Source organism: Aequorivita sp. IT1282 (genome assembly GCF_058068205.1).
The window spans coordinates 637,631-653,319 of sequence record NZ_JBYRHR010000002.1; the positions used below are offsets into that span (position 1 = coordinate 637,631).

Here is a 15,689-nt window from a genome sequence, read left to right on the forward strand (position 1 = left end):
TAGATATGTCAGCACACGAACAGGTCCACGCAGTAGAAGATCACCATGACGATCACGGGCATCATCATAAAGAAACATTTGTAACTAAATATATCTTTAGCCAAGATCATAAAATGATTTCTAAACAATATCTTATTACAGGTTTGTTTATGGGAGTTATTGGTATATTAATGTCTTTATTGTTTAGATTACAATTGGCTTGGCCAGACCATAAATTCACCATTTTCGAAATTTTCTTAGGAAAATGGGGAACCGATGGCGTAATGGATCCAAGTGTTTACCTTGCGTTAGTTACCATTCACGGAACCATCATGGTTTTCTTTGTATTAACTGCAGGATTAAGTGGAACTTTTAGTAACCTATTAATTCCCTTGCAAATTGGTGCAAGAGATATGGCCTCTGGATTCTTGAATATGATTTCCTATTGGCTATTCTTCTTATCAAGTTTTGTAATGCTTTGTTCATTGTTTGTTGAAGCGGGACCCGCTTCTGCAGGATGGACAATTTATCCTCCCTTAAGTGCGTTGCCTCAGGCAATTCCAGGTTCTGGAGCAGGAATGTCGCTTTGGTTAATTTCAATAGCTATTTTCATTGCATCGTCTTTATTGGGGTCGCTAAACTATATTGTTACCGTAATTAATTTACGTACAAAAGGTATGTCTATGACGCGCCTTCCGTTAACAATTTGGGCGTTTTTTGTAACTGCAATTATTGGGGTAGTATCTTTCCCAGTTTTATTTTCTGCAGCGCTAATGTTAATTATGGATAGAAGTTTTGGTACTTCTTTCTTCCTTTCAGATATTTATATTGCAGGTGAAGTATTACACCATCAGGGTGGTTCACCGGTATTGTTCGAGCACCTATTTTGGTTCCTTGGGCACCCTGAAGTATATATTGTAATTCTACCAGCGATGGGTATTGTTTCCGAAGTAATGGCAACAAACTCTCGAAAACCAATTTTCGGTTATCGCGCCATGGTTGCATCCATTCTCGCAATTGCGTTCCTTTCAACTATTGTTTGGGGACACCATATGTTTATTTCTGGGATGAATCCTTTCCTTGGGTCTGTATTTACATTTACAACCCTTCTGATTGCAATTCCTTCAGCAGTAAAAGCTTTTAACTGGATAACCACACTTTGGAAGGGAAACTTACAGATGAACACGGCAATGTTGTTCTCTATAGCTTTCGTTTCAACATTTATTACTGGTGGATTAACAGGTATTATTCTTGGTGATAGTGCTTTAGATATTAACGTTCACGATACGTATTTTGTAGTTGCTCACTTCCACTTGGTAATGGGTATATCTGCACTTTATGGCCTACTTGCGGGAGTTTATCACTGGTTCCCAAAAATGTTTGAAGGTAAAATGATGAATAAGAAACTTGGCTATATTCACTTTTGGGTAACCTCAATTGGTGCTTATGGTATTTTCTTCCCTATGCATTTTGTGGGGATGGCAGGTTTACCACGAAGATATTATAGTAATACAGCATTTCCATATTTTGATGATTTGGCAGACATTAACGTAGTGATGACTATTTTCGCAATCATTACTATTTCTGTTCAGGTTGTCTTTTTATACAACTTCTTCCATTCAATTTTCTTCGGAAAAATTGGCCCGAAGAATCCTTGGAGAGCTACAACACTAGAGTGGACAACAGAAATAAAACACATACACGGAAACTGGGATGGTCCAATTCCACACGTATATCGTTGGTCTTACGACTACAGTAAACTGAATAAAGACGAAACGGATTATGTAATTCCTGGACAGGATTTTATACCGCAAAACGTCCCACTTCAAGATAACGAAGACGAGATGGATCATTAAATAATCCTACATACTTCCTTACAAAAGAGCCCTTTCAATATTGATAGGGCTTTTTTGTACGTAAAAATTGCGTACTACTACGTAGTATAACTTTAAATGTTTTGTGTTATCTTTACACTATTGAGTTAATAATATGTAGGAAGTGAGGAATCTACTATTTATTTCAAGAGCCATGCTGAAAAGTATGGCTCTATTTTTTTATAGGGCATCCAAAGGATTGCTATATTTGTGTTATGAACGAAAACCTCGATCCTACTGGAGAAAATCTCTCATCTCAGGAACTGGATATTGAAAAGAAACTGCGCCCCCTTAGCTTCGACGATTTTACTGGGCAGGATCAGGCATTGGAAAACCTTCAAATATTTGTTCAAGCGGCAAACTTGCGGAGTGAAGCATTGGATCACACTCTGTTTCACGGACCTCCAGGATTGGGAAAAACCACCCTTGCTTATATTCTTGCCAACGAACTTGGTGTAAACATTCGTGTTACTTCTGGTCCAGTATTAGACAAACCTGGCGATCTTGCAGGATTACTCACCAATCTCGACGAGCGCGATGTGCTCTTTATTGATGAAATACACAGATTAAGCCCCATTGTGGAAGAATATCTTTACTCTGCAATGGAAGACTACAAAATAGATATTATGATTGAATCTGGACCGAATGCGCGTTCAGTTCAAATAAATCTGAACCCTTTTACGCTTATTGGTGCGACTACCCGTTCAGGCTTGTTAACAGCCCCAATGCGCGCTCGTTTTGGCATCTCTTCTAGATTACAATATTATACTACAGAACTACTTACCACCATATTAGAGCGAAGCGCCGGAATTTTGCACGTTCCTATTACTATGGAAGCCGCTGTGGAAATCGCTGGCCGAAGTCGTGGAACACCTAGAATTGCAAATGCACTTTTGCGAAGAATCCGTGATTTTGCACAGATAAAAGGTAATGGAAAAATTGACATTGAAATCGCAAGATTTGGGTTAGATGCATTGCACGTTGATGCTCATGGTTTAGATGAAATGGACAATAAAATTTTATCTACCATCATCGAAAAATTTAAAGGAGGCCCCGTTGGTATAACAACAATTGCCACGGCAGTTTCCGAAAGCCCTGAAACTATTGAAGAAGTGTACGAGCCATTTTTAATACAACAAGGTTTCATCATGCGAACCCCTCGCGGAAGAGAAGTTACTGATGCCGCATATAAACACCTTGGAAAGGTGAAAAGCCCATCGCAAGGCGGATTATTTTAAAAACTTATTATGGAAGCAAAGAAAATTCCGTCGGTTTCTGCCTTCCGTTTTTTGATTCATTCTACTCAGATACTCAAAAACCCATTGCCATTTCACCATAAAAATTTTGAAACGAAAGGGGATACTTTTCGATTGAAACTTGGTTTTGGCAAATCGGTTATTTTTTCTCGCGATGCTGGTTTTGCGCAATATGCACTTCAGAAAAACCACAAAAACTTTACAAAATCGCCCATCCAAACACGCGATCTCGTTAAATATGTAGGTCGCGGACTTTTAACTTCCGAAGGAGAATTATGGCAAAAACAGCGAAAACTTATTCAACCCGCTTTTCATAAAAAGCAATTGGTTAATTTGTTGGATACCATTCACGGTGCCATAAAAGCGGAACTGATAAAAATTGAAACAGCTGGCGCCAATGATATTTTTCCTGTCTTTAACGACCTCGCATTTCAAACTGTTGTAAAGTCACTTTTCAGTAGCGCCGTTGATCAAAAGGAAATTAACAGACTTCAGCACATTACTGAATCTGCCCAGCAAATGCTGGTGAAGGAATTACGACAACCGTATCTTGGTTGGTGGTTTAAACTGAGCGGAAAAATCGCAAAACATATTTCTGAAACTAATGACGCCCGCAATATTCTTAAAAAACTAGTTAACGAAAGACGCCAATCGGCAAAGCGGGAAGACGATTTGCTCGATATGCTTTTGGATGCTAGATACGAAGACGGCAGCGCAATGGCAGATGAGCAACTGATTGACGAAATACTAATTCTCTTTACGGCGGGTCACGAAACAACATCGAATGCGCTAACATTTACTTGCGAATTGTTAGCTCGCAACCCTGAAATTCAGGAAAAACTTTTTGCTGAAATTACCGAGGCGGAAGAAAAAACAGAAACCTTAATAGATTTTATAAAGCATTGCCCATTTACCAAAAATGTAATTGAAGAATCGTTGCGTCTTTATCCGCCGGCTTATTTTATTGACCGTGTAAATATTGAGGACGATGAATTTGGAGATATGTTTATCCCTAAAAATTCTAGTTTGTTATTTTCAATATTAGAAATTCATACCAATCCTGAAAATTGGGACGAGCCACAAAAATTTAAACCCGAGCGATTTTCAGATGTAAATCCCAATCACTTTTCGGGTCAGTATTTTCCTTTTGGTGCCGGTCCACGGATGTGTATTGGCAATAATTTTGCGATGTACGAAATGATTCTGGCAATTGCCGAAATAGTGAAAACGTACAAGATTTCTGAAAAAAACACGCCAATTGAAATAAAACCGCTCATAACGCTTAAGCCAAAAAATGCTATTTTGGAATTTAATTACAGATAAAACTTGATAGAGAATACTTCAAAATATACGCAGTTAATAAAAACCGAAGCCAAGCGTCTCGGTTTTTTATCCTGTGGAATTAGCAAAGCAGAATTTTTAGAGGAGGAGGCGCCACGTTTGGAAAGCTGGCTTAATAAAAACATGAATGGCGAAATGGGGTATATGGAAAACCATTTCGACAAAAGGCTGGACCCAACAATTTTGGTTCCCGGCTCCAAAAGTGTTATTTCTTTATTGCTGAATTATTTCCCTTCTGAAGCACAAACTTCAGAAACCTATAAAATTTCAAAATACGCATACGGCACCGATTATCATTTTGTAGTAAAAGACAAGTTGAAACAATTGCTGCATTTTATTTCCGAAGAAATAGGCGATGTACAGGGTCGTGCATTTGTAGATTCTGCACCGGTTTTAGACAAAGCTTGGGCGGCAAAAAGCGGTTTGGGATGGATTGGCAAACACAGCAATTTGCTTACAAAACAGCTGGGCTCTTTTTACTTTATTGCCGAATTAATAGTCGATATAAAGTTGGAATATGACACTCCCGTAACCGATCACTGCGGCAGTTGCACCGCTTGCATAGATGCGTGCCCCACAAACGCGATTGTGGGCGATAGAATTGTGGATGGCAGTAAATGCATCTCGTATTACACTATTGAATTGAAAAATGAAATCCCAACTTCACAAAAAGGAAATTTTGAAGATTGGATGTTTGGTTGCGATATATGCCAGGATGTGTGTCCGTGGAACCGTTTCAGCAAACCACACAACGAGTCACTTTTCAACCCAAATCTCGAAATGCTTTCTATGTCTAAAAAAGACTGGGAAGAAATCACCGAAGATGTTTTTCAGAAAATATTCAAGAATAGTGCGGTAAAACGGACTAAATTTTCGGGCTTAAAACGAAATATAAACTTCTTGAAAGATTAACTTTCAAATTTTCGTCATTACAACTAACATTCTAACTTTGTAGGTCTTTTGGGTAATTGTGAAATAACAAGTATCAAAAAGGTTACACCGGATTAATAGTATAGACATATGAGCAAACAAAGCAAACGTAGAGAAGCCCTTTTATATCACGCAAAACCAAGACCTGGGAAAATTGAGGTTATTCCTACAAAAAGTTATTCTACACAACGAGATTTATCTTTAGCGTATTCGCCGGGTGTTGCGGAACCTTGTTTAGAAATAGAGAAAAATGTTGAAAACGCATATAAATACACAAACAAAGGAAACCTCGTTGCAGTAATTACCAACGGAACCGCCGTTTTAGGCTTGGGGAATATTGGTCCCGAAGCTTCAAAACCCGTGATGGAAGGCAAAGGGTTGCTTTTTAAAATTTTTGCAGATATAGATGTTTTTGATATTGAAATAGGAACCGAAGATATAGATGAATTTGTTGCTACAGTTAAAAACATTGCACCAACTTTTGGGGGCATAAACCTTGAAGACATTAAAGCTCCCGAAGCATTCGAAATTGAAAGAAGGTTAAAGGAAGAATTGAATATTCCTGTAATGCACGACGATCAGCACGGTACGGCAATCATCTCTGCTGCGGCATTATTAAACGCATTAGAAATATCTGAGAAAAAAATTGAGAACGCTAGAATTGTAATTAGTGGGGCTGGTGCTGCTGCAGTTTCGTGTACCCGTCTTTACAAAGCTTTTGGCGCGAAGAATGAAAACATTGTAATGCTGGATAGTAAAGGTGTTATTCGTAAAGACCGCGACAGCCTTACCGATGAAAAAGCAGAATTTGCCACACATAGAAAAATTGACACGCTGGACGAAGCCATGGTAGATGCCGATGTTTTTGTTGGCCTTTCGGTTAAAGATATTGTAACGCCTTCAATGCTTCTAAGCATGGCTCTAAACCCCATTGTTTTCGCAATGGCAAATCCCGATCCGGAAATTGAATACGATCTAGCTGTAAAAACGCGAAAAGATATTATTATGGCAACAGGCCGTAGCGATCATCCTAATCAAGTAAACAATGTACTTGGATTTCCGTTTATTTTTCGTGGAGCATTAGATGTTCGCGCTACAAAAATAAACGAAGCGATGAAAATGGCTGCTGTAAAAGCATTGGCCGACCTTGCCAAAGAACCCGTTCCAGAACAAGTAAATATTGCTTATGGCGAAACCAGACTAACATTTGGGAAAGAATATATAATTCCTAAACCTTTTGATCCACGCCTTATAACCGCAGTCCCTCCCGCTGTAGCGAAGGCTGCAATGGAAAGTGGTGTTGCTACTACAAATATTACCGATTGGGAAGAATACCAAGAGGAGCTTTATGAGCGCATGGGTAGCGACAATAAAATGATTAGATTATTAGTAAACCGAGCAAAACTGGCTCCAAAGAGAATTGTTTTTGCGGAAGCCGATCATTTAGATGTGCTAAAAGCCGCACAAATTGTTTTCGAAGAGGGTATTGGCATCCCTGTTTTATTGGGAAGAAAAGAAATTATCGTCGAGTTGATGGAACAGATAGATTTTGATGCCGACATTGAAATAATCGATCCAAAAAATGATGAGAATGCTGATAAGCTTCAGTATTACGCTCAAAAACTGTGGGAAAAACGTAGAAGAAGCGGAATTTCACTTTACACTGCCGAAAAGCTTATTCGTGAGCGAAATTATTTCGCTGGAATGATGCTGAGTGAAGGCGATGTAGATTGTATGATCTCTGGTTACGCACGTTCCTACCCAGCTGTGGTAGTGCCAGTTTTTGAAACCGTAGGAAGATTTGAAGGTGTTACTAAAGTAGCAACCACAAACGTGATGCTTACTAAACGCGGCCCATTGTTTATTTCTGATACATCTATAAATATAGATCCAACGGCAAAAGAGCTTGCAAAGATTGCACAAATGACCAATTACACGATGAAAATGTTTGGTTTGCAACCCGTAATTGCAATGATTTCATACGCCAACTTCGGCTCTTCAAAAGATCCGCATGCTACCAAGGTACGGGAGGCGGTAGACCTGCTTCATAAAAGTAATCCAGATATGATTGTTGATGGCGAGTTACAAACTGATTTTGCGCTAAACCCTGAAATGCTCAAAAAGAAATTTCCATTTTCAAAATTGGCGGGTAAAAAAGTAAACGCACTTATTTTTCCAAATCTAGATTCGGCAAACAGTAATTACAAATTACTGAAAGAGTTAAACGGTGTAGAATCCATTGGCCCAATTATGTTGGGAATGCGCAAGCCTGTTCACATTCTGCAGTTGGGTGCTAGTGTTGAAGAAATTGTAAATATGAGTGCCGTGGCTGTTGTAGATGCACAACAGAAAGAGAAAGCTGTGCGGGAGCAAGGAAGCAAGTAAATACATAGCTTTCCCCTCAATATTTTCGCAAAAACCCCAATGGCAGTTGCAAATAATTATACTATATTTGAACCTTTAAGTTTTCGTTAACATATGATAACCCATATACAGGGCAGACTGGTTGAAAAAAATCCAACTGATGTAGTGATAGATTGCAATGGAGTGGGATACTTTATTAATATTTCATTGCACACATATTCTGAACTTCCTTCAAGTGAAAATGTGAAGTTATTTACCCACTTACTAGTGCGGGAAGATGCTCATACGCTTTACGGATTTTCGAGTGTTGCGGAACGAGAAATATTTAAATTGTTAATTAGTGTTTCGGGGGTTGGGGCTAGTATTGCAAGAACGATGTTGTCTTCTTTAGCACCAGAACAAGTGCTTGATGCCATTGCGCAGAACGATTTACCAACGATTCAATCTGTAAAAGGAATAGGAGCCAAGACAGCACAACGTGTGGTTTTGGACTTAAAAGATAAGATTTTAAAAGTATACGGTTTGTCATCTATTTCTGCGGGAACAAGCAATACTAACAAAAATGAAGCGTTATCTGCTTTGGAGACGCTAGGTTTTGTTCGTAAACAGTCCGATAAAATAGTGGATGCTATTGTAAAGGAGAATCCAGATGCTTCGGTAGAAATGATCATTAAACAAGCTTTAAAAAATTTGTAAAATTTGAAGGCAAAAAATTACGTTCACAAGGGTGGCTTTTTTAAGCTGTTAGCAATTGTAAGTTTCATATTGGTCGGCAATGCTTCATTGGCGCAGGACTCCACTGCTGTTGGCAGTGAGATGGGGCGCATGGATCTCCCAAATCCAACAAGCATTCAAAACCTCTATACTTACGACCCAATTACAGACAGATACATTTATACCCAAAATTTGGGTAGTTTTAAAATTACCTACCCCATAATTCTTACGCCAGAGGAATATCAGCGCCTTATTCAAGAGGAGCAGATGAAGGCATATTTCAAAGAAAAGATTGATGCAGCGGACGGTAGAAAAGAAGGTTCGGAAGAACAACAAAAAAACTTACTACCTACTTTTTATGTGAATTCAAATTTCTTTGAATCTATTTTCGGCGGAAATTCTATCGAGGTAATTCCACAAGGTTCTGTAGAAATGGATCTTGGACTTCTTTATACAAAACAGGATAACCCATCATTTTCTCCAAGAAATCGAAGTAATTTTTCTTTTGATTTTGACCAACGGATTAGTTTAAGCCTTTTGGCAAAAGTTGGAACCAGACTTCAGGTTAACGCAAACTACGACACCGAAAGCACTTTCGATTTTCAAAACCAAATTAAGTTGGAATACACTCCAACGGAAGACGATATTATTCAAAAAATTGAAGTAGGTAACGTAAGTATGCCACTTAACAGTTCTTTAATTCAAGGGGCGCAAAGTCTTTTTGGAGTAAAAACACAGCTTCAATTTGGTAAAACCACTATTACGGGAGTTTTCTCTGAACAAAAATCTGAGACCCGTACAGTAGCTGCGGAGGGTGGTGCAACAATTACAGACTTTGAGCTTTTCGCTTTAGATTATGACGAAAATCGTCACTTCTTTTTATCACATTACTTTAGAGATAATTATAACCGTGCCTTGGGGCAATATCCATTCATAAATAGTAACGTTCAAATTACTAGAATGGAAGTTTGGATTACCAACCGTACCAGCCGTACCGAAAATGTTCGGAACATTGTAGCATTGCAGGATATTGGTGAGTCTAATCCACTAAATGTTGGTTTAAATATGCCTCCAGGAGGTTTTATAAACGCTTCTCGAAATGCATATCCTGACAACGGAAATAACGATTTTAACCCTTTCGGAATAAATGGCGGAGCGCAAACGTTGTTAAACCCATTAATTCGTGATGTTGCCACGGTAAGACAAGGTTTTACTGGTGTTAATGTAAGTGAAGGAATAGATTATGTAACCTTAGAAAGTGCCCGAAGATTAGATGGGGGAGAATATTCCTTAAACTCGCAATTGGGTTATATCTCGTTAAATCAACGTTTAACCAATGATGAAGTATTAGCGGTTTCATTTCAATATACCGTAAACGGAAAAGTTTATCAAGTTGGTGAATTTTCTAGCGATGGTGTTGAAGCAAACGGAGGTACGCTACCAGAAGAAGGTGGTGGAACAGGAATTCCACCTGAACAAGAAACTGGGCTTGCTCAAAATCTTGTGGTTAAACTTTTGAAAAGTAGCATTACAAATGTGAATGAACCAATTTGGGATTTGATGATGAAAAACATCTATCCAATTGGAGCATACCAACTAGAAAAGGAAGATTTCAAACTTAATATTCTTTATACTGACCCTTCACCGTTAAACTATTTAACGGCGGCTGGAGCGGAACTACCGGAAGATGTTAAAGACCAAATTCTATTAAAAGTCTTCAATCTCGATAGATTGAACTTTAATAACGACCCGCAACAAGGTGGCGATGGATTCTTTGATTTCTTACCAGGAATTACGGTAGATGCACAAAACGGGCGAATTATTTTTACATCAGTCGAGCCTTTTGGTGAGCATTTGTTTGAAAAGTTGAGTTTGGCCACCGCGCCGGCTAATTATTCTATGCCAGAAACTTACAACCCTAATCAGGCAAAGTATGTTTTTAGAACACTTTATACCGGAACAAAAACACAAGCTGAACAAGAGGAAAGTGAAAAAAATAAATTTCAATTAAAAGGTTCATACAAATCTACAGGGGCAGACGGAATTCCTATTGGAGCTTTCAATATTCCACAGGGTTCGGTTACTGTTACTGCTGGTGGAAGAACATTGGTTGAAGGAGTTGATTATACCGTAAACTATCAATTGGGACGCGTTCAAATTTTGGATCCATCTTTATTAAATAGTAATATTCCAATTTCAGTAAGTACTGAAAATAATTCACTATTCGGGCAACAGAGCAAACGCTTTACAGGTTTGAATGTGGAGCATAAATTCAGCGATAAGTTTTTAATGGGCGCCACTTATTTAAATCTTAACGAACGTCCTTTAACTCAAAAATCCTCTTACGGTGTTGAGCCTATAAACAATACCATTTATGGTATGAACCTAAATTATTCGACCGAGGTTCCGTTTCTTACCCGATTGGTGAATAAACTTCCAAACATAGATACAGATGTAGAATCTAATCTTTCTTTGCGTGGGGAATTTGCATATCTAAAACCGGGAGCTCCAAAAGTTGCAGATTTTGATGGAAAAACCACGGTTTATGTAGATGATTTTGAAGCTTCGCAAACTGGAAACGACATTAGCTCGCCTTCAAGTTGGTTTTTGGCGAGTACACCGCTAGATTATGGAGGGGAATTGGAGAATGATAATCTTCGCTATAATTATAAACGTGCTAAATTAGCTTGGTATACTATTGATCCTATATTTTACAGTAGCCAACGCCCCGAAGGAATTAATGATGAAGAGCTATCTTCACCATTTACCCGTCGTGTTTTTAGAGATGAAATTTTCCCGAACCAAGATATTATTCAAGGTCAAACACAGGCATTATTTACTTTAGATTTGGCATATTACCCAACCCAACGTGGGGAATACAATTATAATCCCGCAGCCGCTAACGGTGAGCCGCTTCCGAGTCCAGCAGACAATTTTGGTGGAATAATGAGACCGCTTACAACTACAGATTTTGAACAGTCTAACGTTGAGTATATTCAGTTTTGGGTAATGGACCCTTTTATTTACGATGAAACCAGCGGCAACCAAGGAGGAAATATAAATTTCAACTTAGGAAGCGTTTCTGAAGATCTTCTTAAAGATGGAAGAAAACAATATGAAAACGGTCTGCCAGCAGATGGAGAGACGGGTAATACTACTTCAACCGCTTGGGGTAAAGTGCCTTTAAACCAATCTCTTGTTTATACTTTTGACACCCAAGGAGATGAACGCGCCAATCAAGATGTGGGGTTCGATGGTTTAAGCAATGCTCAAGAAATCGCAAAATTTGGAGCAGAATTTGGCAATGATCCTTCAAACGATGATTACCAATACTTTTTACAAGCAGAAGGAAGTCTTTTGGATCGCTATTTAAAATATAATGGAACCGAAGGAAATTCGCCTGTAGAAGTTACAAATACAAACCGTGGAAGCACAGCCCAGCCCGATGTAGAAGATATTAATCGTGATAATACTATGAATACGATTAACAGTTATTTTGAATACAATGTGCCTGTTTATCCTGGAATGAACAGACAAAACAACTCTTATATTTCCGATGTAAAAGAGTTGGAAATCACGACACAAGATAATAATGTACTTCCGGTGCGTTGGGTTCAGTTTAAAGTTCCAATTAATAAACCAGACCAAGCAAAAGGGGGTATTTCAGATTACAGATCTATTCGTTTTATGCGAATGTTCCTTTCTCAATTCTCACAAAATACGATACTGCGTTTTGGTACCATGGAATTAGTGCGTGGCGATTACAGAAAATATCAAAAAACTTTAGACGAAGTAACTTTCGAAGATCCTTCAAACGACGATACTTTATTTGAAGTAGAAGCCGTAAGTATTGAAGAAAACGAAAATCGTGAGCCAATTCCTTACAGACTTCCTCCAGGATTGGAACGTGAAGAGTTAAACAACAACAATAATATTATACGTGAAAACGAGCAATCTCTTGCTATGCGCGTATGTGGTTTAGAGCCAAACGATGGACGTTCTGTTTATAAAAATTTTAATGTCGACATGCGCCAGTATAAAAATCTGGAAATGTTTATTCACGCAGAATCGTTGCAGAATGAAACGGCGCTGGGTAATGGTCAATTAGTAGCATTTATGCGTTTGGGTAACGACCTTACAAATAACTATTACGAAGTTCGAATTCCATTAAACCCAACTAATTTTGGAGCAACATCTGCTGAAGACATTTGGCCTGTTGCAAACAGATTAAACCTGCCTTTAGAATTATTGCAGGAAGTAAAAACACGTACGCCTTTAAATTCAACCGATGTAGTTTTCTACACACAATCGGAACTTGAAGGAAGTATTTCGGGCGGAGAGAATGAACTTACAATAGGTATAAAAGGTAACCCAAGTTTCGGAAACGTTCGGACAATTATGATTGGGGTAAGAAACAGTACCAATAACGATTTATGTGGAGAAGTTTGGTTCAATGAACTAAGAATGTCTGAACTTAAAAATGAAGGCGGTTGGGCTGCGGTAGTAAGCATGGATGCTAACATAGCCGACTTTGCAACTATAAGTGCAACAGGTAAGAAAAGCACCATTGGTTTTGGATCTATTGAACAAGGGCCAAATCAACGTAGTCGTGAAGACTTTCAGCAATATGATGTAGTTACAAATGTAAATCTTGGTCAACTGCTTCCGAAAAAATGGGGTATTCAGTTGCCATTCAATTATGGTCGTTCCGAAGAACTTATTACACCGCAATACGATCCCGAATTTCAAGATATTGAATTAGATGCACGTCTTGATAACACGGAGAGCCAAGAAGACAAGGATCGAATAAAGGAACAAGCAGTAGATTATACGAAGCGTCAAAGTATAAACTTTATTGGTGTTCGAAAAGAAAGAAGCGGTGAGGGTAAACCCAAAGTGTACGATGTAGAAAATTTAACGGGTTCTTTTTCATATAATCAAACAGATCATCACGATTTTGAAGTAGAAGATGCACTGGAACAAAACGTTCGAGCCGGAGCTACTTACAACTATAACTTTACGGCAAAGCCGGTGGAGCCTTTCAAAAAGATTGACTCGCTATTTACAGGTAAATATTGGCAGTTTTTAAAAGATTTCAACTTTAATTATTTGCCTACCAATATATCGATTAGTTCCAATATTACGCGTCAATACAACGAGCAGAAGTTTAGAGAACTCGATTTGCTTGCGGGCAATCAGGGATTACCAATTTTATATCAACGTAATTATCTTTTTGACTGGCAATACACCGTCAACCATAATTTAACCAAATCGTTGCGATTCAATTTTACGTCTTCCAACAATATGGTTGTAAATAATTATTTAGACGAAAATGGTCTTGTTGATGATCAAATTGGTGTTTGGGATGGTTTCTTCGATGTGGGTAATCCAAACCAACATTTTCAGTCGTTGCAACTAAATTACGATTTGCCTTTCAGCAAGTTTCCGTTTCTAAAATTCTTAAGAACTACCTATTCATATACAGGTGACTATCAATGGGAGCGCGGCAGTAATCAATTTAACGAGATTGAAATTGAGCTTAGTGACGGAAGCAGAAATGTTTATAATCTAGGAAACTCAATTCAGAACGCAAGTACACATCAAATTAATTCTAGTTTAGACATGAATGGTTTTTACCGTTATGTGGGACTAACTAAAATTAGAAAAAGTAAAACCTCAAAATCTGCGGGCGATGAACGCGGTGGAGCGGCGAATTCAAAATCTGGAAACGAAGGCAAAAACGAGCGAGAAGGTAAGCTAGAGGCAGAGAAAAATAATTCATTATCAGGCGGGAAAAATAATACTCCGAGTGTTCTTAATGGTGGTGCAAACTCCAGCGGCGGGCTTAATGCTGGTGATAAAGCCATTAATACATTTATAGGTTTAGCAACTATGCTTAGGAAAGTACAGTTTAACTATCAGGAAAACAATGGTATTTTCTTACCGGGTTATCTACCTTCAATAGGGTTTATTGGAACATTAAAACCAACAACAGGTTTTGTTTTAGGAAGTCAGGCTGAAGTAAGAGAGTTAGCGGCGCGTAAAGGTTGGTTAACATTATATCCAGAATTTAACGAACAGTACACCGAAGTTGAAAGTCGCCAAATGGATATTCAGGCCAATTTGCAACCAATTAATGATTTAACTGTTGATGTGAATGGAAGCCGAATTTATTCAGAAAACTATTCAGAAAATTTTATAGTTCAAGACGATTTATACCAATCATTGACGCCAAACACCTTTGGTAACTTTACTATTTCAACCTTATTAATCAAAACTGCTTTTGGTACTAGTGATGAAATCACTTCGGCTGCTTTTGACGATTTCAGATCAAATAGATTGACAGTGGCAAATAGGCTTGCCGAAGATCATTATCAAGGTGCAGCAATTCCACGCGATTCCTTGGGGTATCCTGTAGGATTTGGAAGAAACAGTCAAGACGTTTTATTACCATCATTTCTTGCGGCATATAAAGGCAGCGATGCTTCAAAAGAAAAAACCGGAATTTTTAGAGATATACCACTTCCAAACTGGGATATTAAATATACTGGTTTAATGAATATTGCTTGGTTTAAGAAAAATTTCAAACGTTTTTCACTTACACATGGATATCGCGCAGGTTATACTGTAAACCAATTTCAGTCTAATTTAGATTACGATGCTAATGCACCGGAAGATGTAGATCAGGCTGGTAACTTTAAGGTGAAAACATTATTGACCAATGTGAATTTAACCGAACAATTTTCGCCATTATTACGAGTGGATTTTGAAATGAAAAATTCAGTCAAAATACTTGCTGAAATGCGGAAAGATCGAGCTTTATCCTTAAGTTTTGCAAACAACCTGCTTACTGAAATAAAAGGAAACGAGTATATTGTTGGGTTTGGATACCGAATAAAGGATCTACGAGTTGCGACTAATTTTGGAGGTAAAAAATCTGTTATAGTAAGCGATTTAAACTTTAAAATAGATCTTTCCCGAAGAGATAATATTACAATTGTTAGGTATTTAGATATTCTAAATAACCAAACCACTGCTGGCCAAACCATTTATGGAGCACAGCTTTCTATAGATTATGCACTGAGCAAAAATCTAACCGCACTATTCTATTACGACCATACCTTCTCTGAATATGCCATTTCTACGGCTTTCCCACAAACTACTATTAGAAGTGGGTTTACATTGAGGTATAATTTTGGAAATTAAAAAATAATCGCATATATAATAATTG

7 protein-coding genes are annotated in these 15,689 nt (G+C 38.1%); all 7 read left to right on the plus strand.

What is annotated here, in order from left to right:
- Nucleotides 1–5 precede the first annotated feature (5 nt).
- Nucleotides 6–1,835: a cytochrome c oxidase subunit I gene (locus tag AC3RVG_RS06715; RefSeq protein WP_489690667.1), complete on the plus strand. Its 1,830-nt coding sequence runs from the start codon at nucleotides 6–8 to the stop codon at nucleotides 1,833–1,835.
- Between the two features lie 233 nt (nucleotides 1,836–2,068).
- Nucleotides 2,069–3,091, plus strand: coding sequence for a Holliday junction branch migration DNA helicase RuvB (ruvB, locus tag AC3RVG_RS06720; RefSeq protein WP_489690668.1), 1,023 nt, complete (start codon nucleotides 2,069–2,071; stop codon nucleotides 3,089–3,091).
- A gap of 9 nt (nucleotides 3,092–3,100) precedes the next feature.
- Complete coding sequence (locus AC3RVG_RS06725) at nucleotides 3,101–4,432, plus strand: cytochrome P450 (protein WP_489690669.1); 1,332 nt, start codon at nucleotides 3,101–3,103, stop codon at nucleotides 4,430–4,432.
- A gap of 3 nt (nucleotides 4,433–4,435) precedes the next feature.
- Nucleotides 4,436–5,362: a tRNA epoxyqueuosine(34) reductase QueG gene (gene queG / locus AC3RVG_RS06730; protein ID WP_489690670.1), complete on the plus strand. Its 927-nt coding sequence runs from the start codon at nucleotides 4,436–4,438 to the stop codon at nucleotides 5,360–5,362.
- Nucleotides 5,363–5,470: 108 nt separating this feature from the next.
- Entirely contained in the window at nucleotides 5,471–7,765 is a 2,295-nt protein-coding gene (locus tag AC3RVG_RS06735; RefSeq protein WP_489690671.1) for an NADP-dependent malic enzyme, read from the plus strand.
- Between the two features lie 93 nt (nucleotides 7,766–7,858).
- The gene (gene ruvA, locus AC3RVG_RS06740; RefSeq protein ID WP_489690672.1) at nucleotides 7,859–8,440 is read left to right on the plus strand and encodes a Holliday junction branch migration protein RuvA; all 582 of its coding nucleotides are present in this window, start codon (nucleotides 7,859–7,861) and stop codon (nucleotides 8,438–8,440) included.
- Nucleotides 8,441–8,443: 3 nt separating this feature from the next.
- Nucleotides 8,444–15,664 carry a T9SS outer membrane translocon Sov/SprA gene (sov, locus tag AC3RVG_RS06745; protein WP_489690673.1) on the plus strand — a complete coding sequence of 2,407 codons (7,221 nt, stop codon included), beginning with the start codon at nucleotides 8,444–8,446 and terminating at the stop codon, nucleotides 15,662–15,664.
- Nucleotides 15,665–15,689: the final 25 nt, after the last annotated feature.